Annotated in this window: 30 protein-coding genes; 16 read left to right on the top strand and 14 right to left on the bottom strand. The window is 62.7% G+C overall.

The window, feature by feature from the left end; all coding sequences use genetic code 11:
- Positions 1–85: 85 nt before the first annotated feature.
- On the bottom strand, positions 86–2,737 hold the full coding sequence (mgtA, locus tag AC1L6K_RS11110) for a magnesium-translocating P-type ATPase (RefSeq protein ID WP_480948947.1): 2,652 nt from the start codon (positions 2,735–2,737) through the stop codon (positions 86–88).
- On the bottom strand, positions 2,715–3,230 hold the full coding sequence (locus tag AC1L6K_RS11105) for a universal stress protein (protein WP_480948946.1): 516 nt from the start codon (positions 3,228–3,230) through the stop codon (positions 2,715–2,717). Before AC1L6K_RS11105 ends, mgtA begins: the two co-directional genes overlap by 23 nt.
- Positions 3,231–3,504: 274 nt before the next feature.
- On the opposite strand from AC1L6K_RS11105, the gene AC1L6K_RS11100 reads away from it, so the two are divergent.
- From AC1L6K_RS11100 to AC1L6K_RS11075, 6 genes are read left to right on the top strand one after another with little or no spacing between them, the layout of a single operon-like run.
- On the top strand, positions 3,505–5,955 hold the full coding sequence (locus tag AC1L6K_RS11100) for a phosphoketolase family protein (RefSeq protein ID WP_480952741.1): 2,451 nt from the start codon (positions 3,505–3,507) through the stop codon (positions 5,953–5,955).
- Positions 5,952–6,404, top strand: coding sequence for a universal stress protein (locus tag AC1L6K_RS11095; RefSeq protein WP_480948945.1), 453 nt, complete (start codon positions 5,952–5,954; stop codon positions 6,402–6,404). The genes AC1L6K_RS11100 and AC1L6K_RS11095 overlap by 4 nt, the downstream gene beginning before the upstream one ends.
- Positions 6,397–6,564, top strand: coding sequence for a hypothetical protein (locus AC1L6K_RS11090; protein ID WP_480948944.1), 168 nt, complete (start codon positions 6,397–6,399; stop codon positions 6,562–6,564). Before AC1L6K_RS11095 ends, AC1L6K_RS11090 begins: the two co-directional genes overlap by 8 nt.
- A complete protein-coding gene (locus AC1L6K_RS11085; RefSeq protein ID WP_480948943.1) occupies positions 6,561–7,283 on the top strand; it encodes a cytochrome b N-terminal domain-containing protein in 723 nt (240 codons plus the stop codon). Before AC1L6K_RS11090 ends, AC1L6K_RS11085 begins: the two co-directional genes overlap by 4 nt.
- A complete protein-coding gene (locus AC1L6K_RS11080; RefSeq protein WP_480948942.1) occupies positions 7,280–8,233 on the top strand; it encodes a hypothetical protein in 954 nt (317 codons plus the stop codon). The genes AC1L6K_RS11085 and AC1L6K_RS11080 overlap by 4 nt, the downstream gene beginning before the upstream one ends.
- A gap of 48 nt (positions 8,234–8,281) precedes the next feature.
- Positions 8,282–9,004, top strand: coding sequence for a VIT1/CCC1 transporter family protein (locus tag AC1L6K_RS11075; RefSeq protein WP_480948941.1), 723 nt, complete (start codon positions 8,282–8,284; stop codon positions 9,002–9,004).
- On the opposite strand, the gene AC1L6K_RS11070 is transcribed toward AC1L6K_RS11075, so the two are convergent.
- The 7 genes from AC1L6K_RS11070 to AC1L6K_RS11040 form a co-directional block, all read right to left on the bottom strand.
- Complete coding sequence (locus AC1L6K_RS11070) at positions 8,997–9,224, bottom strand: ferredoxin (protein ID WP_480948940.1); 228 nt, start codon at positions 9,222–9,224, stop codon at positions 8,997–8,999. The two genes, AC1L6K_RS11075 and AC1L6K_RS11070, sit on opposite strands and share 8 nt — an antisense overlap.
- On the bottom strand, positions 9,221–10,474 hold the full coding sequence (locus tag AC1L6K_RS11065) for an NADH-ubiquinone oxidoreductase-F iron-sulfur binding region domain-containing protein (RefSeq protein WP_480948939.1): 1,254 nt from the start codon (positions 10,472–10,474) through the stop codon (positions 9,221–9,223). Before AC1L6K_RS11065 ends, AC1L6K_RS11070 begins: the two co-directional genes overlap by 4 nt.
- On the bottom strand, positions 10,471–11,028 hold the full coding sequence (locus tag AC1L6K_RS11060) for a ferric reductase-like transmembrane domain-containing protein (protein WP_480952740.1): 558 nt from the start codon (positions 11,026–11,028) through the stop codon (positions 10,471–10,473). Before AC1L6K_RS11060 ends, AC1L6K_RS11065 begins: the two co-directional genes overlap by 4 nt.
- Positions 11,021–11,992, bottom strand: coding sequence for an FAD:protein FMN transferase (locus AC1L6K_RS11055; protein WP_480948938.1), 972 nt, complete (start codon positions 11,990–11,992; stop codon positions 11,021–11,023). The genes AC1L6K_RS11060 and AC1L6K_RS11055 overlap by 8 nt, the downstream gene beginning before the upstream one ends.
- Position 11,993: 1 nt before the next feature.
- Positions 11,994–12,284, bottom strand: a complete 291-nt coding sequence (locus AC1L6K_RS11050) for a hypothetical protein (protein ID WP_480948937.1) — start codon at positions 12,282–12,284, stop codon at positions 11,994–11,996.
- 107 nt (positions 12,285–12,391) lie between these two features.
- Positions 12,392–13,612: a sensor histidine kinase gene (locus tag AC1L6K_RS11045; protein ID WP_480948936.1), complete on the bottom strand. Its 1,221-nt coding sequence runs from the start codon at positions 13,610–13,612 to the stop codon at positions 12,392–12,394.
- On the bottom strand, positions 13,609–14,277 hold the full coding sequence (locus AC1L6K_RS11040; protein ID WP_480948935.1) for a response regulator transcription factor: 669 nt from the start codon (positions 14,275–14,277) through the stop codon (positions 13,609–13,611). Before AC1L6K_RS11040 ends, AC1L6K_RS11045 begins: the two co-directional genes overlap by 4 nt.
- A gap of 287 nt (positions 14,278–14,564) precedes the next feature.
- On the opposite strand from AC1L6K_RS11040, the gene AC1L6K_RS11035 reads away from it, so the two are divergent.
- The 3 genes from AC1L6K_RS11035 to AC1L6K_RS11025 all read left to right on the top strand — a co-directional run bounded on the left by AC1L6K_RS11035 (position 14,565) and on the right by AC1L6K_RS11025 (position 16,477).
- Positions 14,565–15,035, top strand: coding sequence for a pyridoxamine 5'-phosphate oxidase family protein (locus tag AC1L6K_RS11035; protein ID WP_218712488.1), 471 nt, complete (start codon positions 14,565–14,567; stop codon positions 15,033–15,035).
- A 339-nt stretch (positions 15,036–15,374) separates the two neighbouring features.
- On the top strand, positions 15,375–16,067 hold the full coding sequence (locus tag AC1L6K_RS11030) for a hypothetical protein (protein ID WP_480948934.1): 693 nt from the start codon (positions 15,375–15,377) through the stop codon (positions 16,065–16,067).
- On the top strand, positions 16,064–16,477 hold the full coding sequence (locus AC1L6K_RS11025; protein ID WP_480948933.1) for an SRPBCC family protein: 414 nt from the start codon (positions 16,064–16,066) through the stop codon (positions 16,475–16,477). The genes AC1L6K_RS11030 and AC1L6K_RS11025 overlap by 4 nt, the downstream gene beginning before the upstream one ends.
- Before the next feature lie 4 nt (positions 16,478–16,481).
- Here the strand turns inward: AC1L6K_RS11025 and AC1L6K_RS11020 are convergent, their stop codons facing one another.
- From AC1L6K_RS11020 to AC1L6K_RS11010, 3 genes are all read right to left on the bottom strand, one after another.
- On the bottom strand, positions 16,482–16,784 hold the full coding sequence (locus tag AC1L6K_RS11020) for a hypothetical protein (protein WP_480948932.1): 303 nt from the start codon (positions 16,782–16,784) through the stop codon (positions 16,482–16,484).
- A gap of 346 nt (positions 16,785–17,130) precedes the next feature.
- Positions 17,131–17,655: a hypothetical protein gene (locus tag AC1L6K_RS11015; RefSeq protein WP_480948931.1), complete on the bottom strand. Its 525-nt coding sequence runs from the start codon at positions 17,653–17,655 to the stop codon at positions 17,131–17,133.
- A 40-nt stretch (positions 17,656–17,695) separates the two neighbouring features.
- Complete coding sequence (locus AC1L6K_RS11010) at positions 17,696–18,166, bottom strand: sensor histidine kinase (RefSeq protein ID WP_480948930.1); 471 nt, start codon at positions 18,164–18,166, stop codon at positions 17,696–17,698.
- Positions 18,167–18,847: 681 nt separating this feature from the next.
- On the opposite strand from AC1L6K_RS11010, the gene AC1L6K_RS11005 reads away from it, so the two are divergent.
- Together AC1L6K_RS11005 and AC1L6K_RS11000 are read left to right on the top strand one after the other, a co-directional pair.
- A complete protein-coding gene (locus AC1L6K_RS11005; RefSeq protein ID WP_480948929.1) occupies positions 18,848–19,456 on the top strand; it encodes a rhodanese-like domain-containing protein in 609 nt (202 codons plus the stop codon).
- Positions 19,453–20,217, top strand: a complete 765-nt coding sequence (locus tag AC1L6K_RS11000; protein WP_480948928.1) for a sulfite exporter TauE/SafE family protein — start codon at positions 19,453–19,455, stop codon at positions 20,215–20,217. The genes AC1L6K_RS11005 and AC1L6K_RS11000 overlap by 4 nt, the downstream gene beginning before the upstream one ends.
- Before the next feature lie 586 nt (positions 20,218–20,803).
- Here AC1L6K_RS11000 and AC1L6K_RS10995 read toward each other — a convergent pair.
- Positions 20,804–22,213: an MBL fold metallo-hydrolase gene (locus AC1L6K_RS10995; RefSeq protein ID WP_480948927.1), complete on the bottom strand. Its 1,410-nt coding sequence runs from the start codon at positions 22,211–22,213 to the stop codon at positions 20,804–20,806.
- A 193-nt stretch (positions 22,214–22,406) separates the two neighbouring features.
- On the opposite strand from AC1L6K_RS10995, the gene AC1L6K_RS10990 reads away from it, so the two are divergent.
- From AC1L6K_RS10990 to AC1L6K_RS10975, 4 genes are all read left to right on the top strand, one after another.
- Positions 22,407–22,664 (top strand): metal-sensitive transcriptional regulator, encoded by a 258-nt coding sequence (locus AC1L6K_RS10990; protein ID WP_480948926.1) that lies wholly within the window; start codon positions 22,407–22,409, stop codon positions 22,662–22,664.
- A 156-nt stretch (positions 22,665–22,820) separates the two neighbouring features.
- Positions 22,821–23,084 (top strand): SHOCT domain-containing protein, encoded by a 264-nt coding sequence (locus AC1L6K_RS10985; RefSeq protein ID WP_480948925.1) that lies wholly within the window; start codon positions 22,821–22,823, stop codon positions 23,082–23,084.
- Entirely contained in the window at positions 23,084–24,589 is a 1,506-nt protein-coding gene (locus AC1L6K_RS10980; RefSeq protein ID WP_480952739.1) for a multicopper oxidase family protein, read from the top strand. Before AC1L6K_RS10985 ends, AC1L6K_RS10980 begins: the two co-directional genes overlap by 1 nt.
- Before the next feature lie 55 nt (positions 24,590–24,644).
- Positions 24,645–25,055 (top strand): DUF302 domain-containing protein, encoded by a 411-nt coding sequence (locus AC1L6K_RS10975; protein WP_480948924.1) that lies wholly within the window; start codon positions 24,645–24,647, stop codon positions 25,053–25,055.
- A gap of 249 nt (positions 25,056–25,304) precedes the next feature.
- Here the strand turns inward: AC1L6K_RS10975 and AC1L6K_RS10970 are convergent, their stop codons facing one another.
- A complete protein-coding gene (locus AC1L6K_RS10970) occupies positions 25,305–25,589 on the bottom strand; it encodes an SHOCT domain-containing protein (protein WP_480948923.1) in 285 nt (94 codons plus the stop codon).
- 19 nt (positions 25,590–25,608) lie between these two features.
- Here AC1L6K_RS10970 and AC1L6K_RS10965 point away from each other — a divergent pair, with 19 nt between their 5' ends.
- Positions 25,609–26,370, top strand: a complete 762-nt coding sequence (locus AC1L6K_RS10965) for a hypothetical protein (protein WP_480948922.1) — start codon at positions 25,609–25,611, stop codon at positions 26,368–26,370.
- The last annotated feature ends 1 nt before the right edge of the window (position 26,371 follow it).

Genomic DNA, 26,371 nt, shown 5'->3' with positions numbered 1-26,371 from the left:
GCCCAGCCGAAGCAAATCTGCCGATTCGCACTCGCCGTGGGTATGCACTTCGCCCGAGGACCATGGAGTTGCGATATGGCGGCCATCACCGGGGCACCAGTGGGCGTGGAACGCTGAACCGCGCGGCTCGGCGGTGGATGCGGTGGCTGTTTCCCCGCAGGCGGCTTGGGACAGGCACCGGAAATTCGCGGGCGAAGAACCACTTCTTTGCCGTCTCCACCAAGACCAGGTAAAAAACCACCATGACGAGCAGTGCTGCGAAGAAGAATGGGGGCAACGGGTCGAACCCCAGCACACTGCCCACGGGCGAGAGCGGCAACAGCACACCCACAATGACCACTCCGAGGGACGCCCACAGCAGCCCGGTCGAGGGACGACTGCGCAGGAACGGTACTCTGCGGGTCCGGATGGCAAAAATGATCAGCGTCTGGGTGGCAATGGATTCAATGAACCAGCCGGCACGGAACTCGCCCGGCACAGCATGAAACGCCAGCAGCATGAGAGCGAAGGTCGCAAAATCGAACAGTGAGCTGATGGGCCCGAAAACCAACATGAACCTCCGGATAAAGGCAATGTTCCAATGGGACGGAGCCAGCAGCTGCTCCTTGTCCACCCGGTCGCCGGGGATTGCCAGCTGTCCCGTGTCGTAGAGCAGATTGTTGAGCAGGATCTGCCCCGGAAGCATGGGCAGGAAACTCAACACCACCGACGCCGCTGCGGCGCTGAACATGTTGCCGAAATTGCTGGAGGTTCCCATGAGCACGTACTTGATCGTGTTGGCAAAGATGCGCCTGCCCTCACGCACACCCTCGGCCAGGACTCCAAGGTCCTTGTCCATCAGGACTATGTCCGCCGCATCCTTGGCAACGTCGGTGGCACTGTCCACTGAGATGCCAACATCGGCGTGATGCAGCGCCAGCGCGTCGTTGACCCCGTCACCCAAAAAGCCCACGGACCGGCCTTGCCGCCGCAACAAACTGATGACGCGGGCCTTCTGCTCCGGTGACACTCGGGCAAAGATCCCGGTCTCTCCCAGCGCCGCTGAAAGTTCAGCATCCGAGAACGCATCAATTTGTGCGCCAGTCAGCGTCCCTCCGGACTTCAGACCCAGATCCCTGCACACCTTTTCGGCCACCCGGGCATTGTCTCCGGTGGCAATCTTGACGGTGATGCCAAGATCGAACAGCTCCAGCAGAGAGTCCTTCGCGTTGGACTTGGGCTTGTCCAGAAAGACCAGAAATCCGTCCAGGACCAGACTGCGTTCATCCGCTGAATCTATGGATTCCATGCCCACAGCGGTACGTGAGGCAACAGCAATAACCCGGGATCCGGCGTCGTACTCGTGGTCGAGCAGGGCCTGCACCTCCTTTGGGACATGCTCGCAGAGTGGCAGAACATCCTCCGGTGAGCCCTTCGTGACAAGGACCCGGTTGCCATCCGCGCCGGCCACGAGCGCACTGGTCCGGCGGCGCCGGTGGTCGAAAGGGATGATGTCCAGCCGGTGGTGGTCGGCAGGGACAAAACTGCGGGCCCTGGGCGCCTCCCACAGCGCCGCGTCGAGTGGATTCTGTGCCGCGGACGGGACAACCCCGTGGGAATAGTCGGCTTCGGTGGCCACCAGCCCCAGCGTGAAAAGGGCAGCCTCCGTGATCTCCGGTCGGACGGGGAGGGCAGTGGTGAAGCTGATGCGGCCCTCGGTGAGCGTGCCCGTTTTGTCCGTTACGAGCACGTCCATGTCGCCGAGATCCTCAATGCAGACCAGACGCTTGACGAGCACCTGGCGACGGGCCAGCACGCGGGTTCCGGCGGCCAGACAGGTGCTGACGACGGCTGGCAACAGTTGAGGTGTGATGCCGACGGCGATGGCCAGAGAAAACAGCAGCGAGTCGAACAAGGGGCGGCCAAGGAGGAGATTGGCAACAAAAATGAGCGTGGTCAGGACCACGGCCACCTGAAGCAGTAGGTACGAGAACCTTTTCAGGCCTACTTGGAATTCTGTCTGGGGGTGGCGCTCGCCCAGCCCCAACGCTATGCGGCCAAACTCGGCCTGACCGCCCGTGGCAACCACAACCCCCGTGCAGCTCCCCGTCTGCACAACGGTCCCCATGAAGACGCAACACGACGAGTCTCCCAACGCCGACTCCCCTGTGACCGGAGCAGGCAGCTTGTCCACGGGCAGTGATTCGCCCGTGAGGATGCTCTCATCACACAGCAGACCCTCGCTGTCCAGCAGCCGGATGTCAGCCGGGATGACTGTGCCCAGAGCCAGCCGGACAACGTCGCCGGGCACCAGATCCACTACGCCGATTTGGCATTCCGCACCGTCCCGAAGGACAACCACGGTGTGCGTGACGCGGGAGTGAAGTGCCTTAGCGGCCCGTTCGGCCCGGAATTCATTGCTGAATCCCAGCCCGACGCTGGCAAGTAAGATGACTCCGATGACTGTCGAATTCGTTGCATCCCCCAAGAACAAGGACACACCGGCGGTGACAACCAGAAGAATCAAGATGGGACTGCGCAATTGGCGCCACAGTACCGGCCATGGACTGGCCTTGTGCGTTCTCAAGGCGTTGGGGCCAACCTCATCCAGCCGCCGGTGCGCCTCGGCAGTGGCAATCCCCCGGTTGGTGGACCCCAATTCTTTCAGCGTCTGCTCGGGCGTCAACCGGGCAGCTGCCTCGATGGTGAGCACCCGGGCAGCTGCCCCGGCGGACCTAGATGTTGCCAGTTGGCTCATCGACGTCCTGCCCCTGTGACTCCGGCACTGTCGCTGGTCTCCCCTCGCCCAGCTGCTGTGACCCATGGACCACAAGGACAGGACACCGGGCATGGGCGGCACAGGCGGAGCTGACAGATCCAAGCAACATGCCTGCGAAACCGCCGTGGCCCCGCGAACCGACAATGAGCATTTGTGCGGACTGCGCCAGGTTGAGCAACACCGGCACCGGTCGGCCGCGACGAACTTCCGCAACCATGCCAACCGGCGGCTCCCCGCCGAATGCTTCACCCAGCGCCTGGTTCAGCACCTGGTGTGCTTCTGATTCGCCATCCCAATCGGTGACGGGATATGGCCCGTACACCGTTTCAAGGTGCCATGCAGAAATGGCCATGATGGTGCATCCAAGTGTGGAAGCCAGCGTTTTGGCCCACCGCAACGCCAAGATGGATTCCGGCGAACCGTCCACTCCGACGACAATGATTGTCCCCGTGCCAAGTGTTGCATCGGTCATGTTCACTACCAACCTTCAGTTGCTTGAACCCGGGTCCGCCCCACAGGGGTGCGGTTTGCGCCGATTCCCGTCCACGGTCCGGCATCATTCTGCTTTCATGTTTGCCGATGCTGACTGCCGTGCACAGGGTACAAGGGCCCTAACGCCCGGCTCGCCGCAGTGGGACGCTGGAATCAGCCAGCACTTCCTCAATCACGTCCACAGGGAGACAACCTTGACCAGCATTCATCGCGCCCCGAATCCATCAGCACAGCATGCGGCCACGCCCTTGGCCATGAGTGCCGGGTGGGTACAGCTTGGACGGTACTGGGATGCGGCCAATTTCCTGACAGTGGCGCAGATCTACCTGCAGGAGAATGCCCTGCTGCGGTCCCCCCTTGCGGCGGAACAAATCAAGCCCCGCTTGCTGGGCCATTGGGGAACCAGCCCCGGGCTGTCCTTGATCTATGTCCATTTGAACCGGCTCATTCGCAATACCGGAGCCAAGATACTGTTCGTGGCTGGCCCGGGACATGGCGGCCCGGCCGTGATTGCAAATCTTTATTTGGAGGGGACCTACTCCGAGATTTATCCCCGCGTCAGCCAGGACGCGGATGGCCTCCGCCAATTGATCCGCCAGTTCTCCACTCCCGGCGGCATCCCCAGCCATGTCGGTCCGCCGACCCCCGGGTCCATCCACGAAGGCGGGGAGCTGGGCTATTCGCTGGCACATGCCACGGGAGCTGCCATGGACAACCCGGATCTTATAGTGGCCTGTGTGGTTGGCGACGGGGAAGCCGAAACCGGCCCCCTGGAGGGTGCGTGGAAGGCTCCGGCCTTCCTCAACCCGAGCCGGGACGGAGCCGTCCTTCCGATACTTCACCTGAACGGCTATAAGATCTCCGGCCCCACAGTGCTTGGCCGCCAGTCCGATGAGCACGTCAGGGCCCTGCTGCGCGCACATGGGTGGGACCCCGTCGTCGTCTCCGGCAACGACCCCGAGTTGGTGCACCACCAACTGGCAGACGCCTTGGGGAACGCCCACACCCGCATCCTCCAGATCCAGCAGCAGGCGCGCCGACGCGGCACCACCCGCCCCGCTCCCTGGCCGGCGATCATCCTGCGCACGCCCAAAGGCTGGACCGGTCCCGGTGTTGTCGACGGAATTCAGGTGGAAGGCACGTTCCGCGCCCACCAGGTCCCGCTGGCAGGAGTCCGTGAAAATCCCGCCCATCTGGCCCAGCTGGAGGCCTGGCTGCGCTCCTATAAGCCCGAAACACTCTTTGACGCTGCCGGCCGGCTGGTGCCGGAACTGGCTGTCTTGGCCCCGAAAGGTCACTTGCGCATGGGTGCCAACCCCTGTGCCAACGGAGGCACGGACACGGCCCCGCTACCCCTGCGCCCCCTCGAAAACTACGCCCTTGACGTGCCTGTTCCGGGGTCCATCAAGCATGAAACCACCAGGCCCCTGGGTGAAATGCTCAGAGACATCTACACGGACACCTCCCACGATCCCCGTTTCCGGCTGTTCAGCCCGGACGAGACCAACAGCAACAGGCTGGGCGCCGTCTTCGAAGTCACCGACAGGTGCCAAATGGAGGCCATCCGGGACGATGATGACCATCTGTCCCCGAACGGGCGCGTCATGGAAGTCCTCTCCGAACACCTCTGCCAGGGCTGGCTCGAAGGCTACGTCCTGACTGGGCGGCACGGGCTGTTCGCCACCTATGAGGCATTCGCCATGGTCAGCGCCTCCATGACCATCCAACATGCCAAATGGCTCCAGCACGCCCGTGAATTGGCGTGGCGCACCCCCGTGCCCAGCCTCAACATCTTGCTCACCTCGACCTGTTGGCGCAATGACCACAACGGCTTCAGCCACCAGGGACCGGGCCTGATCGACACCGTCCTCTCACTCTCGGGTTCCGTCATCCGCGTTTATCTGCCACCAGACTCCAACACTTTGCTGGCCGCAGCCGAACACGTCCTGCTCAGCAAGGACTATGTGAACCTGGTGGTCGTGGACAAGCAGGCCCACCCCCAATACCTGAACCTCGACGACGCCCGCAAGCACGCTGCTGCCGGCGCCTCGATCTGGCACTGGGCTGGAAACGACGACACCGCCATCGGAGAAGTCACCCACCGGAGCGTCTTGTCCGGCACCGAATCCTCCGTCACCACCCGTGACGAGCCTGCGGGGGCAACCAAACCGGACATTGTCATGGCCTGCGCCGGCGACGTCCCCACAGAGGAGACTTTGGCCGCCGCGTGGCTGCTCCAGCATCATGTCCCCGGGTTGCGGGTGCGCGTGGTCAACGTCATGGATCTGCTCGTGCTGCCGCCACACGACACGCACCCCCACGGACTGTCCGACATTGACTTTGAAAAGCTTTTCACCGCTGATGGCGAGGTGGTTGTGGCCTGGCATGGATATGCCAGGGCGTTCCACCAGCTTCTGCATGGACGCCCGAACCCAGGCCGGTTCCACGTCCGCGGCTACAACGAGCAAGGCACCACAACCACCCCGTTCGACATGGTCGTCCTGAACAGGATGAGCAGGTACCACCTCGCCTTGGAGGCCCTGAACCGGGTGGGCGGCCACTTTGACGGCGCACAGGAATTGGCGGACCACTGCCATCAGATGCTTGCCAATCATGAGACCTACATTCACGATCACCTGGAAGACCTGCCGGAAATTCGTGACTGGGTCTGGACGCCGCCGGAGGACCGAAGGAACGAATCATGACCACCGCACAAAAACACACCATTATCGTGGGAGTCGACGGATCAGACTCATCCATTGAAGCGCTGCGGGAGGCCGTGTGGTTGGCGAAACCCCTTGGCTCACAGGTGAAAGCCTTAACCTGCTGGAACTACCCCAGCGCCTATACTGTGCCTTACGCCTTAGGAAACTTTGGCTATAAGGAGGCCGCACAGGAAATACTCGATGGGGCCGTTGAGAGCGCGTTTGGCTTGGACTGGCCAAGGAATCTCACAACTCAGCTGGTTCAGGGATCAGCCCGGCCAACCCTCATTGACGCCAGCAAAGATGCGGCACTGCTTGTGCTGGGCAGGCGTGGCATGGGTGGGTTCAAGGGGCTGCTGATGGGGTCGGTCAGCGCCGCCTGCACCGCCCACGCGCACTGCCCAGTCATGGTGGTCCACGCCCCCAAGATGGGAGAAACCAATGTATGAATCCCTTGCGGCCATGTCCGCCCCGATCACGCCGGGTACATACTTTGGCTGGGGCGATGTGACCATCCAATCCGGCAATCTGGTGGTGATCGTGGTGATGCTCATCCTCTTCGGGCTTGCCCTGGTGCTCCCGTTTCCTGGCGGAAAGAGTCGGAAATGAACAAGCACGGCATGCCCGCACCCGAACCGCCGGAACCTGAACCACCAGAGCCCGAGACCGGTGTCTATACGTGGACCGGAAAATCCCGCCGCTGGTTCGTAAAGCACCTTCCACCGGAGAAGTTGCTGCCTGAGGACCAACCCAGCTACGTGGCCTCGTGGGCCTACGTTTTTGGCATGGGGGCGGTGGCCGGGCTGGTCTTTATCATCGCCTCCGGCGTGGTCTTGAGCCTGAACGGGCCACAGTGGTACCACGTCTCCTCCCTGGGCCACTTCGTCAACAGCGTGCATCTGTGGAGCGTGGAGCTGTTCTTCATGTTCATGGTGGTCCACCTGTGGATCAAGTTTTGGATGGCGGCCTGGCGCGGCGGACGGGTGCTGACCTGGATCACCGGCATGGTGGCCTTCCTTGTCTCCATCGTCACGGCCTTCACCGGGTACCTGCTACAGACCAACTTTGACTCCCAATGGATCGCCTTCGAAGCCAAGGATGCCCTGAACTCCGTCGGCGTCGGCGCGTGGTTCAACGTGGCCAACCTCGGCCAGATCTTCATGTGGCACATCATGCTGCTGCCCCTAGCCGTCGGTGCCATCGTCGCCCTGCACGTGTTGCTGGTGCGCGCCCACGGGGTGGTGCCCCCGCTGGATGCAGCCTACACTGATGCCCAATTGCAGCAATCCGCTCCACAAACCCCTGACCCGGAGGCGCAACGGCCATGAGCAAGGACCTTTCCCCGATGTCTTGGCGCATGGGACATGGCATTGCCGGGAGTCCATGGACGGGACGCGTACGTGACTACGACCTCTTCAAGGAACTCACGATTGGCCTGGTCGTCGTCGGGCTGCTCGTGCTGGGGCTTTCAGCCATCTTCAGCTCCCCGGACGATCCCGGGGTTAGCCTGAAATCATGGGCGACGGCGGCGCCGTCGGACTTTGTGGCGACCGCCACGGCCGAGCTGGGCGGCACCAGTGAAACCGCCGGCTATGGCCCGCCCTACAACTCGACACCGGATGCCACCCAGCACCTCGGCTTCATCGACCTGCAGGCCCTCTCCGGCGTGCGACTGCCGATCGACACCGCAAACGACTTTGTCATCACCCCACTGAAGACGCTGCCCACACCACCACCAGCCCTGGACCAGTGGTCCGCCGCCACCCCTGGGCAGCAGACTGTATGGACCGCGGCCTACTCGGAGGCTCTTGCCGCCACTCCCGACGGCGACCCGGCCAAGGTGGCTGCAGGCAGCTACGGTCCCGTGCCTGCCCTGACGCAGGCCCTGCTGGCCACGGCCGTCGGCGGCAGCCTGGACGGCGTCCTGCAAAGTGCCGGCCAACCCTACAACCTCGACTACACCCCGACCATCTTGTTCCTGGGGGACGGGAGCTACTTTCCCAACCTGGCAGCCGCAGCCCACTTGACAGGGGACCAGTGGGGCGTGATGAATGAAACCGGCAACACCCCGGGCCAGTCCTGGCTGTGGCTCTTCTCCCTGCTGTACCAGATTGAGCCGTTCAAGTCCTCCCCCAATGCGGACATCCTGGTGGTCTCGACCATGCTGGTGCTCTCACTGCTGCTGACTCTTCTGCCATTCATTCCCGGCCTGCGTGCCCTGCCCCGCAAAATCCCCGTCCACCGCCTGATTTGGAAGGATTACTACCGCCAACGGTGAGCACCCGGATCGCCTGCCAGAATGCGTCAGGGCTGCTAGATTGGGCGCATGAGCAGCCCCTACGAGATCCACAGCAACGAACCGCACACCTCCAATATCGCAGGGCGGTTGAACTGGCTCCGGGCCGGGGTGCTCGGCGCCAACGACGGCATCGTTTCTGTGGCCGCAACCGTGGTGGGCGTTGCGGGGGTGACCAACGCACCCACTCCGATACTGGTGGCCGGGATCGCCGCCGTTGTGGGAGGTGCCATTTCCATGGCATTGGGTGAATATGTTTCTGTGAGCAGCCAACGCGACAGCCAACGGGCACTGGTCGAAAAGGAACGCCGGGAGTTGGCGGATGACCCGGAGGCGGAGTTGGCTGAGCTCACGGGCCTGTATCGGGCCAAGGGCCTCAGCGATGTGACAGCGGAGCAGGTGGCGCTCGAACTGACTGAACACGATGCCCTGGCTGCCCATCTCTCCGCCGAGCTCAACATTGATGAAGCTGACGAGGCCAGCCCCTGGCAGGCCGCCTACGCGTCCGCGGCCGCATTCACCATCGGAGCCATCCTGCCCCTGATTGCGATCCTGCTGCCACCGGCAGAGTGGCGGATACCGGTGACGTTTGCCGCCGTCCTGCTGGCCCTTGCCCTGACCGGCACCCTGGGCGCCGCCATCGGCGGCAGCTCTAAGTCCACCTCGGCGGCGCGCCTCGTCATTGGCGGCGCCCTGGCTCTGGCCGCGACCTACGGGATTGGCAGCGCGCTCGGGGCAAGCGGGGTCATTTAGCGGGCTTCAGGCTCAGCGCCAGCTTCGGGCACAGCGCAACTGCCTCACGGGCAGCCTGAACATCAGCTGCACCGATCTCAACGTTGGTGCGGCCACCATTGCGGGCCTGACGAGCCAGGGGGTACCCCCAGTCGTCCCGTGTCAGCTGATGGGGCAGGAGTTCGGTGCACAGACCCCGCCCGTCGCACCGGGTCCAGTCAATGTGCAGTGATTCGCTCATGAGGTCCTCCCTGTGGATCGTGTGCAGCTCCCCGCCAAGTGGGCGCGCACGTCGTCGGAAAATGTTTCCAATGCGCTACCGACCAGCCGGGCCGTGCCGTCCGGATGGTGGCAGGCCCCCCGGCCTCCCACCAGCTTGCCCAGCCGCTGCAGTTCCTGGACCAGCCCCGGGTCCCGGTCACCATGGGCAATCGCATCCAGCACCCTTGACATGGCGGGAAGTCCAAACATGCAGGGACCGCACTGCCTGGCCGACTGTGCAGCCAGATAACTGACAATCCGAGCCGTGGTATCAAGCCCGCACGCGGTCACAGGCAGGACGTGGATAACACCCGCACCTGGGCGGACCACGTGGTTCTCCGGCCCTGTGGGCGACAGTCGGTAGTCAAGCGGGCGGACCCAGCGGCCGTGGTACCCGCCAACCAGGACCGCCTGGACATCCGCTGGGTCGACCCCTGCCTCGGCCAGGATACCGGCAAGGCTCGCATCGCCCTCCACCTCAAGGACCTGTTCGGCACAAAAGCCTGATAGCGACACGAGCCGGGTCCCGGGGTCCCGTTCCGAGCCTGCTGTGCGGAACCAGCTGGCCCCGTGGCGGGCGATCAGGGCAATGTGTGCAAGCGTCTCAACATTGAGCACCAGCGTGGGGCGGCCCTTGATCCCTGCCTCACTCAGGCGCTGTCGGCTGTCCATGGGCAGTGAAATGCCATTGGAAATGCTGTTCACGACGGCGCTGGCCTCACCGGAGATGAAGGTTTCCGGCGCCGGAACCACCTTGACCCTGCGGCTGTCGTGTCGGGCGGCAACGGCGGCTTCCACCGCCGGCAGCGAGTCCGGTGTTGTGTAGATGTACAGCAGCGAAGCCTGGACCGCCCGTCCGGCGACCAGCAGTCCGTCCAGGACCAGGTGGGGCGCGTGGGCCAGCAGGGTCTTATCCTTAAAGCCGAGCGGTTCACCCTCGGCACCGTTGGCAACCACCACGGGCTTGGCCGCCAGGAATACACCTCCGCGGCCTTGATCGGTTGCGGCCATTTTGCGCCATGAGGCAAAGGCTGCGCCTCCGCGCCCCGTCAGGCCGGATGCTTCCAGCACTGAAATGAAGGACGAGTCGACCCGTTCCAGGGACAAGCGCCCGAAGGCCAGCTCGTGCCGGGCCAGGTCCGCGTTGGGCCCGGCGGCAAAGAGCTGATGGGTTCCGAAGTCATTCGTGGCTTCTTCGTCGCTGGTCTTTGCCGTTATCAGGGATGTCATGTCAAGCCTCCTTGGCGCGCTTTGGATGTTTCCAGGAATGTGGCCGAAAGCCGCCATGCAACGGCCGCGGCAACAACCACAACCGATCCGGCAGCCAGCAGCAAGAACCACTTGCTGGTTCCGTTGGTTCCGTTGCCGATTGCGTGTCCCAGCGCGAGCGGCCACATTGCATAGCTGAACCAGTGGATCGCGCGAAAGGTCCGAGCTCCGATGCGGTGCCGCAGCAGACCGGTGGCCACAAGTGCCAGCACCAGGTCGAAAGCCACCGTGCCAAGCCCCTGCCAGAAGGGCTTGAATGTCCCCACGAAGGGGACAACAACGTCGGTGATATTGAGTTTCGCATAGGAGTCAAGCAGCAACGTGCCCACATGGAGCAGCAAAAACACGGTCGCCAGCAGGGACATGTTGCGGTGCAGGAGGGTCAAGGAAAACCTCGGGATGGACAACAATGGCCTGCCCGAGCGGGTCAGGATTCCCAGCAGCGCAGTCACCGTAAACAGGGCCAGCGCCACAAATCCGCTCATCCGGCCAATGGCCCACAGGGCATTATCCATCTGCACCCACCCCCATCATGGTTTTGTTTGGCGTGTCCTCATACGCCCGGGCAAGGTCGTGCCTGGGCCAGCTACCGGTGGCAGAGACCCTGCCCTGCCGGTCGACGAGCCGTGCCGCGATACCCAGCTGCTCCAACCATTCCCTGGCGGTGAAGCCCCTGACAATGCCGGCCGTGCTGAACGCATTGGCCTGGAGGCAGGTAGCGGCTGCCACGGTCACGGAGCGCCATACCGGCTCGGCTGGAAGCCCGAACCGGGGGTCTAAGATGTGGTGGACCGTTTTGCCCCCATGCTGCCACCGACGTTTCTGTGTGCTCGAGGTGGCCATGGCCCTCCCTGCACGAAGCGTGACCTGTTGCCAGGGGTCTGCTGGCAGGTCCTGGACCAGCACCTGCCAGCCACCGTCCGGGGCTTCTCCCGCCGTGGCAATGTCGCCACCCAGTGAAACCAGGGCTCCGCAGCCCAGTTCGACGGCAACGCGGGCTGCTGCGCGGTCGGCCGCAACAGCCTTGGCAGTTGCCCCCAGATCCAGCCGAAGATCCGCCGGCACTCTCAGTGTCTTCCCCGCAAGGCGTACCCGTTGCCACCCCGGGGCCTGCACGCGCAGCCTGTCGTCCTGGGCAACCGTCCCGTCCGGGGCCAGCCGCAGCTGTGAAATGTCACGGTCGTAGCCCAGTGCCACCATGTCCCTGCCGAGGGTGGGGTCCACGTCGCCGTCGGTCCACCGTGCGGCGTCGAGGGCCCTGTCCACCAACAGGGCCAGGAGCGGGCTCACCGTGGTTCCCGCTGCCAGGTCTCGCTGCAGGCGCATCAATTCCGAATCCTCCCGGAAGCGGCTGCACGCCTGGTCGACGTCGGAAATCTCGGCCCGGACCAATCGTTCGGCAGCTGCCGCCAGGCCGGGCTCGGTGACCGTGACTGACGCGTCGAGTCCCCACACTGTCCAGGACCTTGTGGCTTCCATGTCAGGACCCCGAGGATCTGCCGCTGACAGACCCTCCGTTGCCCGGCAGTACCGAGTTGCCGCCGGGATAGCCTCCGTAGTAGCTGTTGCCGTCCTGTGTTGAGCCCTGGTTCAACCCCTGATCTGGTGTGGCACCTCCGCCACTGCCGGACACGGAACTTGTGCCGGGCGTGTGACTGCCGGTTGCCTGGTCCACGGCGACGGCGCCAATCCCCACCACGGCAAAACTTCCTACTGCGATGGTGGCGGTGATGCCTGCCGCCATCTTCTTTCCCTTGATTCGGGTTGCCATGGCCTGCTCCTGTCCGTTGCCGGTGAAATACTTTCCCTTTCATCATCCCCACGAATTCTTTGAGGATTCTTAGACGGGACTGTCCACCGGTCATGAATTCAGGTAAGTCAGGGCTTCACCAAGGGCAGCAGGACCCTGACGACAGCTCCCCCTTCCTCGGCCGTCTCCACCGTGACCTTGCCCTGGTGCAATGCCACGATTTCGGCTACAAGGGCCAGTCCCAGCCCGTAGTGCCGCGGCCCTCCGGCTCCCCCGGCACCTTGGCGCGATGAGGAGAACCGCTCAAATACCCTGGCCTCGGTGCCGGTGCCGAACCCTGGCCCGTCATCGGAGACCACGATGCAGGCATCTTTTCCCTGGGTGGACACGTTGACGTTGACAACGCTTCGGGCATGGTCCAGGGAATTGGCAATGAGCGCCGTGAACACCCGTAAAAGGCCTACGGGAGACCCCTGCACCAGAACCGGCAAGGCTCCGCCTTGTTCCTCCAGCCGGATGGACCGTTGCACCGCGTCGGCCGAGGCCAGGGCGACGGCGTTGCGGGCTACCTCGGCCAAGTCAACCTTGGTGTGGTCCACGGCGGAGCGTGGGTCTGCCGAGATCAGCATGTCATCGAGAATTCCTGTTAGCAGTCGTGCATCCTCAACGATCCTTCCTACTTCCGCCGAGATGCTGTGCTGAGAGATGCCACCACCTGGGGCATCCAGTTTCCGGCGCAGGAGCTGGGACCGTGTGCTCAGGAGGGTCAGCGGTGTCCGCAGCTCGTGGCTGGCATCGGCCACAAACCGCCGCTGCAGGGCAAGGCTGTCCGCCAAAGGCCGCATGGCCCGGCCAGCCATCCAAACCGATGCGGCCGCGGCAAGCACGCCGGACGCGGCGATGGAAACCGCAACTGCCCACAGCAGCCGGTCCAGGGACTCATGGCCCTCATGCGTATCGACGGCGGCTTGGACCACCCTGCCACCCCGATAGGCCGTCAACACCGCATAGTTCCGTCCTCCGGCGGACAAAGACTCCCGTTCATCCATTTGGGTGGCAGCCACACGGCTGATGGCGGCCATGTCCGGCAGCCCCGACGGCACAACAGGCGGCATTGCCAGCCTTCCGTTGACCGACATGACAACAAAGGTGCCCAAGGGCGCGTCATGCGGCGAGTCCACGGCACTGGCCGCAAGCAGGGCCCTGGTCGTGGATTCAGCAGTGCTGGCTGCCACAAGGGAGTAGAGCAGGGCGCCCATGATTGCCAACAGCACCACTATCAACGCTGTGAACTGCACGGCCAGCTTGATAACCGCGCGGCGCAGTTCAGTGGCCTCCCGGGCGCTCATCCGAGGCGGCCCAAGACGTACCCGAGGCCCCGCACCGTCACAATGGCGGACCGCCCCAGTTTCTTGCGCAGGTAATGGACATAGGTGTCCACCACGCCGCCGTCGTCCGCCTCGGCAAAGACCGATTCCAGTAGGACTGCCCTGGTAAAGACTTGATGTGGATGTCTGGCCAGGTGTTCCAGAAAGTCAGTCTCTCGTTCGGACAGGACTACAGTGCCGGCCACCGCCAAGGTCACAGTCCTGGTGTCGAGGTCCAAGACTCCCCCTGGAACGGGAAGCACGGTTGAGGTCTCCAAGTTGCGGCGCAACAAGGCCCTGAGCCTGGCCAGAAGTTCGTCAATGTCGAACGGCTTGCCCAGGTAATCCTCGGCGCCGCGGTCGAGCCCCTCGACCCGGTCCGCCGGGTTGCCCAATGCCGACAGGATGAGCACAGGGGTGGAGACGCCTTTTCGCCGCAGGCGCGCCAGAACGTCCAGGCCCTCGATGGCAGGAAGGCCCCGGTCCATCACAATGACGTCGAATTGCCGGCTGAGCCCTTCGTGGAGGGCGCGCTGGCCATCGCGGGCGGTCACCACCGTGTAGCCCTCGCCTTCAAGGAGTTCCTGAAGCATCAGGCACAGCGCCGCATCGTCCTCCACGACAAGTACGTTTTTCTGGTCCGCCATGATGTGAAGTATAGGGTGCGGCGCCGTCTATTGACCCTGCAAAATTGTCCGCGGTCTTTGGCTGCCCATCGTCACCACCATGCCGGTGCCGGAGTAGGGGCAGGACCGAGCGGACTTTCCCGGCACACCCCCGCTGCCATATCGGGGCCGCAACTCAGTCGGCAGGGGCATTCCCGACCGGGCCAACCTCAGCTGGGCTGTCACTTCGGCGTGCGGCAGCACCAGCGTTCTGAAGTTGGGCCTTTGTGCCCTATCTTGGCCGAACAAGCCCTCCGTAGGATCATTACATGAGAGATGACAAAGTAGCACCCAAAACTGAATCCCTGACAACCAAGCAGTGCTGGAAACTCCTTTCCGACACTTCTGTCGGCAGGCTTGCCGTAACCATTGACGGGAAGCCTGACGTGTTCCCCGTAAACTACAAAGTCGACGGCGAATCACTCCTGTTCCGCACGGGCCCTGGCACCAAGCTTGACGCCATCAATGACAACGCCAGCGTCGCATTGGAAGCAGACGCAGTGAGCGCAGAATTTGGCCTTGCGTGGAGCGTCGTCGTCAAAGGCAGCGCCGAAAGCCTTCCGGCGGACAGCCATGAACTTAACACTGCAATTCATGGATTGTTTCCATGGCAGGGGGTGGGAAAGAGCCATCTCATCCGCATTGTGCCGGACACCGTGACAGGCAGGCGCTTCACCTTGGATGCCTCCATGACGTGGAACCTCCCCCTGAATGATGCGGTTCGGGCCGGACTCGAATAGGCGACGTCCAAGGCGCTCCACCGGGATCCGTCTCTGCCTGTCTCCAACCGGGAAATGATGAGCCCTTGGCCGTTGAAACCGTGGGAAGGACACGTCCTTCGGATCGGCAGCTTCTGCATGGTTGGGCGTCGGCCCAGCCACTGGAAAGCATCGTCGCAATGCAACCCAGAGCCAGCAGAGCCACCTGACCCAAGGAACCTGCTGAGGAGCGTGGATGAGATGAACAATTCTAGCGGCGGCACTGGGGCGATCCGGAGTCAGTCCACCCTACGACTGCGACGCGGCTTCGTGGGGGAAGGGTCACATCTTGGCTTCTGGGCGGGCTTGTCCACAGGGGCCTTGGCTATTACAACCCTTGTCATGGCCCTGACCACCCCGCCCCGCTCCGGCCTGTACTGCCCCGATGATTGCATCCCATACCCGTACACGGACGTGGTCGACTATGTCCCGCGCGACTACCTTTGGATGTACCCGGCCCTGCTGGCCCCGATCACCTTCGTCCTTCTGGTGGTGTGCATCCCCAGTGTGGCACCCGCCCGCCGGCGGCAACTCAGCCTTGCCGGAATGTGCCTTGTGATGGTCGCGACAGGCATTTTGGTGCTCGACTACGGGCTGCAGCTGTCGGTCGTGCAGCCAAGCCTGCTCGCGGGTGAGTCATCGGGGTTGTCGCTGCTCTCCCAATACAATCCGCACGGTGTCTTCATCGGCCTTGAAAACATTGGATATGGCTTACTGGCCCTGGCTCTTGTACTTCTCGGCAGTCCGCTCACCAAAGCCCTGTCGCGGAATGCCCGGGTTGCTGGGTGGATTTTCACCTTCGGGGGCACACTGACCCTGCTCCTGTTTGTGCTCTTCACCGCTGTATATCGGGACCGCCTTGACGTCCGTTTTGAAGTATTCGCACTTCTGCTGAGCCACCTCGTTCTGGCCACTTCCGGCATCCTGGTGGGATTCGCGTTCTCCCCTTGGAGAGCTCAGGAATCCCACCTCGCCACCTCGGGCACCAGTAAAGCGGGAGTTGACGCATCGTGAGGGCGATCCACGGGCACGTCCTGATTGATGCCCCGATTGCAGCAGTGTTCGACTTTGTCGCAGACCAGCGCAACGAACCACGCTACAACCCCAGCATGGCCCAGGCACAGAAGACTACTCCCGGCCCGATAGGGGTCGGCACGCAATTCCAGGCAACCATGGCCGGTGCACCCCACCCAGCTGCGGTCACCATTACCTACACCAAGTTCTCACGGCCACAGTCCCTAACATCCGTGAGCCGCATGCAGGGAATGGACATTGAGGGCACGCTTGATTTCTCCACCGAAGGCGGCCAAACCCGGCTCGCGTGGTCCTGGATGCTTCCTCCCCGTGGGGTTTCCTGCGCTGGATTTCGCCGGTCATCAGGGCCGTGGGCAAGCACCAAGAGCGGAACAACTGGGCGAAGTTGAGGGACTATCTCGAGAGGTCCGTCCCGGAGGCGTGATCCGCACTGGCATGTCCAATGGCCAGGGCGCCCGCAGCAACTCCCAGCAACGCAAGGACCAGAGCCAGTTCCGCAATCCCCAGCCCAAAGTAGATCGCCTGTAGGAATGAGTATCCTTGGATGACGGCCATCTCGACGAAGATCCATATCAACATGCCAAATCCAGCAACGGCCGCTGCCAGCAGAGACCACTGGCGGTTTGCGAGCAATGCCAGCGCCGCCAACAATTGGGTGCCGCCGACCACCAGGCCGAGGATGAGTCCCGGGATCACGAATGAATTAAATGGGCTGCCTTCCAAAGATGCCAGGGGCATTCCGGCGCCGTTGAAGGCCAAAGCCATTACGGCACCCACTACCGCTGAAAATGCCCCGAAAAGGAAGAGAATGACGAGTGGTGTCCGGGCAAGCCTCATGATGCTTGGGCCTCTCCAATGGTTTTCGGTGCCCCGTCAAACCGCGTGTCGAAGGCTGTCTCCCTGCGACTTATCCCCCACAGCGACCGCAACGAGCCACGCACGCCCTCACTCGCGGCATCCAGATTTACTGCCGCCGCAACGTGACGGGCATTGCCACACATGGACTTATCAACCACGATTGCGTGCATGTTCCACTCCTGTTCTAGGGTTCACGGCGGCCATGATGGCCGGTCCTACTTGGCGCACGCCCCTCGTGGCTGCCCGCCGGCATGCCCCACGCCAAACGAAGGAGAATGACGAACTGCATCAATATGCTGATGGCACATCCAACGCACGCAAGGACCAAGAGGATGCGCACTACCAAGGGCCAATCAAATGTTGAATTCCCGAAGTCGAAGGGGAATACCGTCCAGATTCGCGCAAACATTGAGAGCCCAACGATGGAGGTGGCAATTTCGCCCACCGCCCGGAACCACCGCAGGTCGACGGCGGCATTGGCCAGGTTCACCGCTGCAGAGACAATCAGGGATGCATTGAAGATGCCCAGGACCTGGGGTGTTGCGCTGTCAAGAAACGGCAACGCCTGCCACCCCGGCCAGATGTTTGTGAGCCAGAAGAATACGACGGAGCTGAGCACAGCAGAGATGTAGCCTCCCCTTCGCCCGGCGGCACCCATTCGCGCAGTCCCCCGCCAAGATGGGGACGGTCGGGCTGCTTCTTCAGTCATGCAACCCATGGTGTCCCAATCGCAGCGGGTCTTCTAGAGGCTAAAGCCCTGCTGGGTCCCGGTGGATTGGCTGCGCGGGCTGGGCATGCGGGACTGTCCATGTCAGGCAGGTTCCCCTACCCGGTGTGCTTTCGATGCTGCTTCTGCCGCCCAGAAGCGCCGCTCGGTCCCTCATGTTTGCCAGTCCGTTGCCGTGGCTGGGGTTCACGAACCCGACGCCGTCATCGATCATCACCAATTCGACCATATTGGGGCCAGCATCGATCGTGATGTTGACGCTGACCGCCCCGGAGTGCCTGACTACGTTGCTCAGCCCTTCGGTGACAACGGACACAAGGTGTTCGGCCACAGCCTCGTCCACGTCGTCGAACGGCCCTGCAAGGTGGATCCGTGGGTCAAGGATGGCGTCGGCACTCACGGTGGCGATGGTGCGCAAGATCCGCTGGCCCAGAGTTTCCGCGGCCCCGCCCGACTTGTGCAGGGAATAGATGGTGTCCCGCAGAGTAGGCATTATCGCGGTAGCTACAACGCGGCGTTCTGTGCTCCTTTTGTAGCTTCATTTATGACTCTCGTCCACAAACAACGCAAGACCAGCAAAGAGCAAATAATTCAAACCGCACTTGCCGACACCCAAGAATCCATGCCGATCCATACCCACGCATAAGGCCAACATCCAGTCCAGCGAAACATAACCATCCACTAACAGGGCTTGTGGAAAAGTAAAATGTCCGACGCCAGCACGGTATTCCGGCCAAAAGCGGTGTGTTCCTTGTCGCCGCAAAGCCCAATCGATGCCAGGGCATCGTTCTTTTGGACGTGGTGAAATGCAAAGGGAAATAGTCGTTACATAGGCGCGTACCCGGGAAGCATGACGTAATCGGGTGCGTGATTCCGCAACTTACTGGCCATGCCGCGCAGTGTCTCGCGAACGATCGTTACTGCACTCAATTCGACAGGGGCTTAACGCTCCATTTCTCAAGGTATCGATTCGAATCATAATACCCCATGGGGTATTATGATTCGAAGCGTAGGTGCCGCGAGGACTCCCCATCTATTGACGCAGTCCACAAGACCGCACAGGTGGCGCACACCGAAACCGACCGGTCCCTCCATACGCCTCGCGGTGTCCTTTCAGGGCAGGGTCCATGGACGTCGGCCACCAGAAATGTTCCAAGACATATCGAAAGTGACTATGACTATCTCAGCCAAGACCAACACGGTCGAAAACGCACCTCAGGCTATCGACGCCTCCACACTGAAGGGCTGGGAAGATCACCATGATGATCTGATGATCATTGACGTGCGCAGCGGCGCGGAGTTCGATTCCCTGCATATCAGGGGCTCGTACCATGTGCCGTTGGCCATGCTCAGCGAACACACTGAAGAATTTGCGGCAAAAATGGGCACCAGCGTCGTGCTCGTATGCCAGTCCGGTAACCGGGCCGAACAGGCCCGCAAACGCCTCGATTCCGTCGGATTGGCCAGTGCCAGTGTCCTTTCCGGAGGAGTTCCCGCCTATGCTGCTGCTGGCGGCGACGTAGTCCGTGGCCGCCGAACCTGGGCGCTGGAACGCCAGGTGAGAATGACGGCAGGGTCCTTGGTGCTTGCCAGCATCGTCGCCGGGAAATTCGTCTCACCGAAACTGCGCCTGGTGGCTGGCGGGATCGGAGCGGGCCTGACATTCTCGGCCGCAACGAACAGCTGCGCCATGGGGAACGTCTTGTCCCGCATGCCTTGGAACCGATCACCCAACGAGCCCACCGCACATCAGGCCCTGCAGAGCTTGGGCTCCAGGGAATGATCATCTCCGCAGCAGGGTTCGGGTTGATCGTCGGCGCCCTGCTAGGTCTGGTCGGCGGAGGCGGATCCATCCTCGCCGTCCCTGCCCTCGTCTACGGTGTCGGACTGCCGCTTGCCGCGGCAATCCCGACCTCGCTCGTCGTCGTCGGAGCCTCCTCCGCCGTCGCCGTGCTGCCCCGACTGCGGACCGGTGTGAACTGGCGTCTGGCACTGATCATCGGTGCAGCCGGCACCGTTACTGCCTACCTCGGCGCAATGGTCAACCGCCTACTTGATCCAAAGATCCTGCTGCTGACCTTCGCCGCTATCATGATCTTCGCCGGCATCAGGATGCTGATGCCCTCCACCTCATCCGGGGGGTCCTGTGCGCTGCCCGGCGGCGGGGTGCACTGGCGCAGCTGCCTGCCCAAGGCCATCGCCACCGGCACCGTCGTAGGGTTCCTGACCGGGCTGCTGGGCGTGGGCGGAGGGTTCCTGATAGTCCCGGCGCTCACCCTAATTCTCGGACTCCCGATGGCCTTGACCATCGGAACATCGCTGGTCATCATTGTCATCAACTCGGCCGCCGGCTTCACCGCCCACCTGGGCGATCTGCAGATCGACTGGGCCGTCACGGCGGCCTTTGCCGGGGCCGCGATGGCCGCCTCACTCATAGCGGGAAGGATCGGCACCCGGATCCCCGACAAGATTCTCAAACGTGGCTTTGGAATCCTGGTCCTGGTCATTGCCGCTTACGTGGTCGTGCAGGCGCTCCTCTCCTGAGAGGAGCCGTGGCGACATAAGGGAAGCCCCGGAAATGTATCTTCCGGGGCTTCCCTTATGAGCTCAACGACCATCCAGTCGTTGTGAATGTCCAAACTACCGGCCGAGCAGCTTTGCGAAAAAGCCCTTGCGCTCCGACTTTTCCTGCTCGTGCCCACGGCAACGCTCAGAGGAGGGGACCTCGCGCATGACCTGATCAACGTGCTGGCCGCAGCCAGCCCACGTCGTCTTACCGCATTTCTTACATGTCACCGCACGGCACATCTGCTTGCTCCCTTTATATGCTTGGATAGTTCCATAAGTATACCCCATGGGGTATTTTTTCCGGTGACACCTTCTCACCAAGCGGCCGGCTTGTGACCGTTACCGTACATTGATTCCCCCACGAGGACGCGACTGCAGCCGGGCGATCGTAGGGCCCACGTCGTCGACGGCGGAGTATCTGACGCACTTTTGCAGCGATCCGCGGCGGCACCCGCCCGGCCGATTGCGACGACCGCGGAACAGTCGGGGATGCTACATTGGCGGCGCCCAGTGTTCCGGGTGCCGCCAATGGTGATAGTTGATCAGTTCAGATGTGGCACGATTAGTTGCTGGAAACAGGCTCCCGCGTCTGATTCCAGGTGGCCCATCCGGCGAAGCTGCCATCGAGTTCAACGACGTCGTAGCCTGCGCGACGCAGGGCACTGGCCGCGACGGAATTCCGGACGCCGCTCTGACAGTAGCTCACGATAGTGCCGTCGGACGGGAGTTGGTCGAGGTTCCACATGACGCGGCCGCCACTGAGCTGGTGGGAACCTGGGATGTGGCCGGCAGTGTGCTCGGTGCGGTTGCGGACATCCAGGACCATCGCGGCGTCGAAGCCGTCGAGCTCTTCGGACTGGATCAGCTTCGGCGTGCTCGAGGGCAGGCCTTCAATGCTGGTGATGTAGCCGGCAACCCGGTCAACGCCGACGCGGACGAGGTGGTCCCACATCTCCTGCGCCGATGCCTGGTTAGCGGCCAGCAGCACGAGCGGGTTCAAATCGGTTTCCGGGTTCACCACCCAGGCGCCGAAGCTGGCGGTGGATTTGCCGGCCGGGATGTTCAGGGACCCTACAACGGTGCCCTCGTGGACTTCGGCATGGGAGCGGGTGTCCACGAAGGTCACCGTGTCCGCGGCGAGATTGCGGAGGACGTCGGCGGTGGCGAGCTCCTGGAGGGGTGCCCGAGCTCCCATCACTGCGGGCCCTTCGCGGTTTTCACGTTTCATGCGTCCGAAGTAGGCGTGGGCGTCGGGCTGGCCGTCTAACAGTTCAGCGACGAAGCCGGCCTCGTCATTGGCTGCCAAGTACGGTCCCCACCAAGAGTAGAGGCGTTCGTAGCCGACCGTGGTGGAGGGGATGGCACCCAAAGCCTTGCCACAGGCGCTGCCGGCACCGTGACCGGGGTGAACCTGGACGTAATCCGGCAAGGTCAAGAACTTCTCCCGCAGGCTGGTGAAGAGATGCTTGGCGCCGGCGAAGCGGGTGTCCACACCACCGGCGGCTTCATCGAGCAGATCGGGTCGTCCCAGGTCGCCGGAGAAGACGAAGTCACCGGAGAGCAGGTAGCCCGGAGTGTCGGCGAATGCGCCGTCGGTGATCAGGAAGGAGAGGTGCTCGGGCGTGTGGCCGGGAGTGTGCAGGGCCTTGACGGTGATGTTTCCGAGGGTGATCTCATCGTTGTCGAGCAGGCGTTCGGCTTCGAAACCGTACTGCCAGTCCACGCCGCCCTCGCCGGAAACGTAGGCAATGGCTCCGGTCGCGGCGGCCAGTTCACGGGTTCCGGAGAGGAAGTCCGCGTGGATATGAGTTTCTGTGACGGCCACGATTTTCATTCCGTTCGCGGCGGCCAGCGACTGGTAGACGGCGATGTCACGACGGGGGTCGACAACAAGAGCTTCGCCCTTGGCCTGGCAGCCGATGAAATAGCTGGCCTGGGCCAAATCTTCGTCGTAGATACGCTCAATAAGCATGGGACTCTCCTTGCGGGGGCGGTGATGGAGTCTCCTAGAGGGAACTCTCCGGTATCTTCTAACTAAAACGATAATACCCCCTAGGGTATCTTGCAAATGGTCCCCGCCTGGCAGGAAGCGGATTGAGTTCCACTGGCTAACATACCCTCAGGGGTATATACTGTGAAAAACGTCCCCATCTCTGGAGTCCGCCATGGAACTTGATTCGAAAGAACTCACCCCGGTTATCAACCGACTCAAACGCGCCCAAGGCCAGCTCGCCGCCGTGACCCGGATGCTCGAAGAGGGTCGGGACTGCAAGGACGTCGTCACCCAGCTCGCCGCCGTCTCCAAGGCCTTGGACAGGGCAGGTTTTGTCATCATAGCTACCGGCCTGGAGCAGTGCATCAGGAGCGAGGACCCCGGCATGGACAAAAAAGACCTGGAAAAACTCTTCCTGTCCCTCGCCTGAACCGCAAACAACCGAAAAACCAGCCCACGGAGGGCGTCGCTGTGGCCCGGCCAGTTAGGGTCGAATATGGGGAATCATTGCTGGCAATCGTTGCACCGGTCCCGCCACGACTCCCGAGGCGGCCACCGACGGCCAAGGCCACAGGAACGGGGAAAAATGATGGGCGGATATGGTTCGATGATGGGCTGGACGTGGCTGTTCTGGGCGCTCCTGATTGTCGGTATCGTGCTGCTGGTGATCCTCGCCGCACGACTGTTCTACGGCGGTATGAACCGTGGCGGAACCGGCCGCGGGGAGGGCCCGGACCGGACTGGTCCAGGAGGCGCCGCCCGGGAGATCCTGGATGAACGGTACGCCAAGGGGGAGCTGAGCACTGAGGAGTACAACGAACGGCTTAGAACTCTTGGGTGCGATACCTGATGGAGTCGCTGAGCCGTCGCACCACCTTGGTCCTGGGCGGGACAGGAATCCTTACCGCGGCGACCGGGGCAGCGGGCCTGCTGTGGGGCCAGGGCACGGGCTTCAAGGCAGCCGGGGGCCAGGACCTGCATGAACCCGAGGCACTGCACAGTGTCGATGGTCGACTTCAGGGGAAGCTGTCAGCAGGCCTGGGCCAGGCACGGATCGCCGGCAGGGATGTCAACGCGCTGTCCTATAATGGGTCACTGCCCGGACCCACCCTGTTCCTGCGGCCCGGGGACCGGGTGAATGTAACGCTGGAGAACCGGCTGGGGGATCCGACGAACCTGCACGTTCACGGGCTGCACGTCTCCCCGCAGGGCAACAGCGATAACGCACTGGTGTCGGTCGACCCGGGAACGTCCTTTGATTATGAGTACCGGCTTCCGGCGGACCACCCGCCAGGCGTGTACTGGTACCACCCCCACCGCCACGGAAGCGTGGCCGACCAGATCTTCGGTGGCCTGTACGGGGCGATCATCGTCCAAGACCCCCAGCCCGTGCCGGTCAGCAGGGAACGTGTCCTGGTCATCTCAGACATCTCCCTCACCAGTGACGGTTCCATCGCCGCCGTCTCGGCGATGGAGAAAATGATAGGCCGGGAAGGGAACCTGATCCTGGTCAACGGGCAGCTGAACCCGGCACTGGCCGCCCGGCCGGGCGAGCGTGAACGGTGGAGGATCATCAATGCCTGCACCTCCCGGTACCTGAAACTGCGCCTGGACGGTCAGTCCTTGCAGCTGCTGGGCCTGGACTCGGGCCGCTACCAGAGTCCCCGGGACGTTGAGGAGGTGCTGCTGACCCCAGGCAACCGGGCGGATCTGCTGGTCACCGCCGTGCAGGGTGCGGCCGTGCTGCGAACCCTGCCCGTGGACAGAGGCAGCATGGGATCCATGATGGGCGGCAACAACGGAGGCGGTCAGTCCGCCGCCAGCCCGGACGGAACGGTCCTGGCCACCCTGGCCGTTACCGGCGCGCCGGCCGCTGCACCGGGGCCGGTTCCGGAACAGCACGCGCCGCGGGACCTGCGCACTGTGGCTGTGACCGCGCACCGGGAAATGGTCTTCGCCATGAGCATGGGTACGGGTATGAATAGCAACGACTCGGGCATGGGCAATGGGATGGGGCAGGGCACCGGAATGATGAGCTTCACCATCAACGGCAGGCCGTTCGACCCCGCCCGGGTCGACACCACAATCCCCGCCGGCGCCGTCGAGGAATGGACCCTGCGGAACACCAGCCCGATGGACCACCCCGTACACCTGCACGTGTGGCCCATGCAGATCATCGAACAGGGTGGCAGGCCCGTGGACAGCCCCATGTGGCAGGATGTGGTGAACGTCCCGGCCCGCAGCAGTGTTCGGGTCCGGATCGCTTTTGATGACTTCACCGGAAAAACCGTCTATCACTGCCACATCCTCGACCACGAGGACAGCGGCATGATGGGCCTGATCGAAGCCCGGTAGAACAGCACCCCGTAGTCTTTTGCATTCCTGAGAAAACCGACGAAGGAGCACCACAATGAGCTATGCACACACCATCACCGTCGCCCTGCCCTACGAAGAGGCAGTAACCCGGACCCGTGAAGCTCTCTCGATGCAGGGATTTGGCGTGCTGTCCGAAATCGATGTTCGCGCCACATTCGAGGCCAAGCTCGGGCCCGACGCCGGGCAGGGCCTGGGCGACTACCTCATCCTGGGCGTCTGCAATCCTGCCCTGGCGCAGAAAGCTCTCGCCGCGGACCCGGACATGGGACTGCTCCTGCCCTGCAACGTCGTCATCAGGCGCCAGCCGGACAACGGCAATACTGTCATCCAGACCATCGACCCGCAGACCATGGTCCAGCTCAGCGACGCCCCGGCCGTCGCCGAAGTCGCCACCGACGCCGATCACCGGCTCCTCGCAGCCCTGAAGGAACTCGAAACCGCTTGAGACCCGGCCAACGTGCGGCGACCGTCCGGCCGTGGAGAGCGACTGTGGTTGAACGCGTCACGTCCCTGGAGCCGGCCGCGGTGCTGTGGCGGCGGGAGAAATCATGCGGTGCCCGGCTCAGCCGGGGGCCTTGTTGGCGGCAATCACCAGGCTGCTGAATACCGTCCGGCCAACCAGCGTAGCTCGGGGCAGCGCTCTGGCCGGCGACAAAAACGGCGGATTACCCGCCGAAGATGGTGTCCGGAGTCGTTAAGGGCCCTCGCCGAGGATACGGACAGGTTCCTGGTACTCCTGTGCACTCAGTTCACCACGTGAGTATCGTTCAGCGAGTATCCCGCAGGCACCCCCGGGTGTCTCGGCGGCCCCGATGTCCGTGGCTCGGGGTTCCTGACTGTTGTTTTGGACGCTGTCGTCGCCAGCGGCGCGGACGCCGCGGATGATGACCCAGACGAGGCCAATGGCCAACAGCAGGCCTATGGCCCATTCGAGGTCAAACGCCTCAATTTGCGAATATTGGTTGCAACAATGATGCATTTAATGCAACCATGAACGCATGGACGATGACATTCGCTCAGTGAGTCCCCTATTGCGGTTATTGGACAACGTTCGCCCTCTTCATGAGGGCGAGTTTGTCTTCGACGCGATGCTCTCCGGCTGGCACGATCAACAAGTCAGCAGGGGACTGGCAGCCAGTACCGTTGAGGCGAGGATTCAATTCATTCGCCGTTTTGCGATCTACTGCGACAAGTTGCCCTGGCAATGGATTCCCGACGATATTGAAGACTTCACTGTGCACTGCAGTTCTGGGGATGGGAGGCTGGCCAAGTCGACGATCCGCGCCTACCAGGCAAGAATCCGGGTGTTCTGCGATTTCATCACCGACACCCGATACGACTGGATTGCACAGTGCCAGAAACGTTTCGGATGCGCCCCTCAACAGATCTGCCACGAGTGGAACACCGCGGCGCATATTGCCGATTACGAGGGCCGGCCAGAACGACGAGCGCTGACGTACGACGAACTCGACGAATTCTTTGGCCATGCCGATGGACGAGTGGAAGCCATCGTTCAGTCCGGCAAGAAAGGGGCCCTGGCCGCCCTGCGAGACACCCAGATTTTCAAAACGATCTACGCTTTTGGTCTTCGGAGAGCTGAAGCCGTAGGGCTCGATATTGCCGACCTGCGTCCGAATCCATCAGCAGCCCGCTTCGGGAACTATGGATCCTTGGATGTTAGGTGGGGGCAAGGGATCCAACGGTTCCGGCCCACGCCGACGTTCCGTTCTGGCCCTGCCCGAGTTCGACTGGGCTATTGAT

This window comes from Specibacter sp. BI4, from assembly GCF_056680095.1.
The sequence above is the reverse complement of the archived record's forward strand: the minus strand, read 5'-3'. Positions and strand labels throughout refer to the sequence as shown.

Excerpts from the sequence above, each read along its gene's own strand:
- mgtA (WP_480948947.1), bottom strand. The coding sequence starts at position 2,737 with ATGAGCCAACTGGCAACATCTAGGTCCGCCGGGGCAGCTGCCCGGGTG.
- AC1L6K_RS11105 (WP_480948946.1), bottom strand. The coding sequence starts at position 3,230 with ATGACCGATGCAACACTTGGCACGGGGACAATCATTGTCGTCGGAGTG.
- AC1L6K_RS11100 (WP_480952741.1), top strand. The coding sequence starts at position 3,505 with ATGAGTGCCGGGTGGGTACAGCTTGGACGGTACTGGGATGCGGCCAAT.
- AC1L6K_RS11095 (WP_480948945.1), top strand. The coding sequence starts at position 5,952 with ATGACCACCGCACAAAAACACACCATTATCGTGGGAGTCGACGGATCA.
- AC1L6K_RS11090 (WP_480948944.1), top strand. The coding sequence starts at position 6,397 with ATGTATGAATCCCTTGCGGCCATGTCCGCCCCGATCACGCCGGGTACA.
- AC1L6K_RS11085 (WP_480948943.1), top strand. The coding sequence starts at position 6,561 with ATGAACAAGCACGGCATGCCCGCACCCGAACCGCCGGAACCTGAACCA.
- AC1L6K_RS11080 (WP_480948942.1), top strand. The coding sequence starts at position 7,280 with ATGAGCAAGGACCTTTCCCCGATGTCTTGGCGCATGGGACATGGCATT.
- AC1L6K_RS11075 (WP_480948941.1), top strand. The coding sequence starts at position 8,282 with ATGAGCAGCCCCTACGAGATCCACAGCAACGAACCGCACACCTCCAAT.
- AC1L6K_RS11070 (WP_480948940.1), bottom strand. The coding sequence starts at position 9,224 with ATGAGCGAATCACTGCACATTGACTGGACCCGGTGCGACGGGCGGGGT.
- AC1L6K_RS11065 (WP_480948939.1), bottom strand. The coding sequence starts at position 10,474 with ATGACATCCCTGATAACGGCAAAGACCAGCGACGAAGAAGCCACGAAT.
- AC1L6K_RS11060 (WP_480952740.1), bottom strand. The coding sequence starts at position 11,028 with ATGGATAATGCCCTGTGGGCCATTGGCCGGATGAGCGGATTTGTGGCG.
- AC1L6K_RS11055 (WP_480948938.1), bottom strand. The coding sequence starts at position 11,992 with ATGGAAGCCACAAGGTCCTGGACAGTGTGGGGACTCGACGCGTCAGTC.
- AC1L6K_RS11050 (WP_480948937.1), bottom strand. The coding sequence starts at position 12,284 with ATGGCAACCCGAATCAAGGGAAAGAAGATGGCGGCAGGCATCACCGCC.
- AC1L6K_RS11045 (WP_480948936.1), bottom strand. The coding sequence starts at position 13,612 with ATGAGCGCCCGGGAGGCCACTGAACTGCGCCGCGCGGTTATCAAGCTG.
- AC1L6K_RS11040 (WP_480948935.1), bottom strand. The coding sequence starts at position 14,277 with ATGGCGGACCAGAAAAACGTACTTGTCGTGGAGGACGATGCGGCGCTG.
- AC1L6K_RS11035 (WP_218712488.1), top strand. The coding sequence starts at position 14,565 with ATGAGAGATGACAAAGTAGCACCCAAAACTGAATCCCTGACAACCAAG.
- AC1L6K_RS11015 (WP_480948931.1), bottom strand. The coding sequence starts at position 17,655 with ATGACTGAAGAAGCAGCCCGACCGTCCCCATCTTGGCGGGGGACTGCG.
- AC1L6K_RS11010 (WP_480948930.1), bottom strand. The coding sequence starts at position 18,166 with ATGCCTACTCTGCGGGACACCATCTATTCCCTGCACAAGTCGGGCGGG.
- AC1L6K_RS11005 (WP_480948929.1), top strand. The coding sequence starts at position 18,848 with ATGACTATCTCAGCCAAGACCAACACGGTCGAAAACGCACCTCAGGCT.
- AC1L6K_RS11000 (WP_480948928.1), top strand. The coding sequence starts at position 19,453 with ATGATCATCTCCGCAGCAGGGTTCGGGTTGATCGTCGGCGCCCTGCTA.
- AC1L6K_RS10995 (WP_480948927.1), bottom strand. The coding sequence starts at position 22,213 with ATGCTTATTGAGCGTATCTACGACGAAGATTTGGCCCAGGCCAGCTAT.
- AC1L6K_RS10990 (WP_480948926.1), top strand. The coding sequence starts at position 22,407 with ATGGAACTTGATTCGAAAGAACTCACCCCGGTTATCAACCGACTCAAA.
- AC1L6K_RS10985 (WP_480948925.1), top strand. The coding sequence starts at position 22,821 with ATGATGGGCGGATATGGTTCGATGATGGGCTGGACGTGGCTGTTCTGG.
- AC1L6K_RS10980 (WP_480952739.1), top strand. The coding sequence starts at position 23,084 with ATGGAGTCGCTGAGCCGTCGCACCACCTTGGTCCTGGGCGGGACAGGA.
- AC1L6K_RS10975 (WP_480948924.1), top strand. The coding sequence starts at position 24,645 with ATGAGCTATGCACACACCATCACCGTCGCCCTGCCCTACGAAGAGGCA.
- AC1L6K_RS10970 (WP_480948923.1), bottom strand. The coding sequence starts at position 25,589 with ATGCATCATTGTTGCAACCAATATTCGCAAATTGAGGCGTTTGACCTC.
- AC1L6K_RS10965 (WP_480948922.1), top strand. The coding sequence starts at position 25,609 with ATGGACGATGACATTCGCTCAGTGAGTCCCCTATTGCGGTTATTGGAC.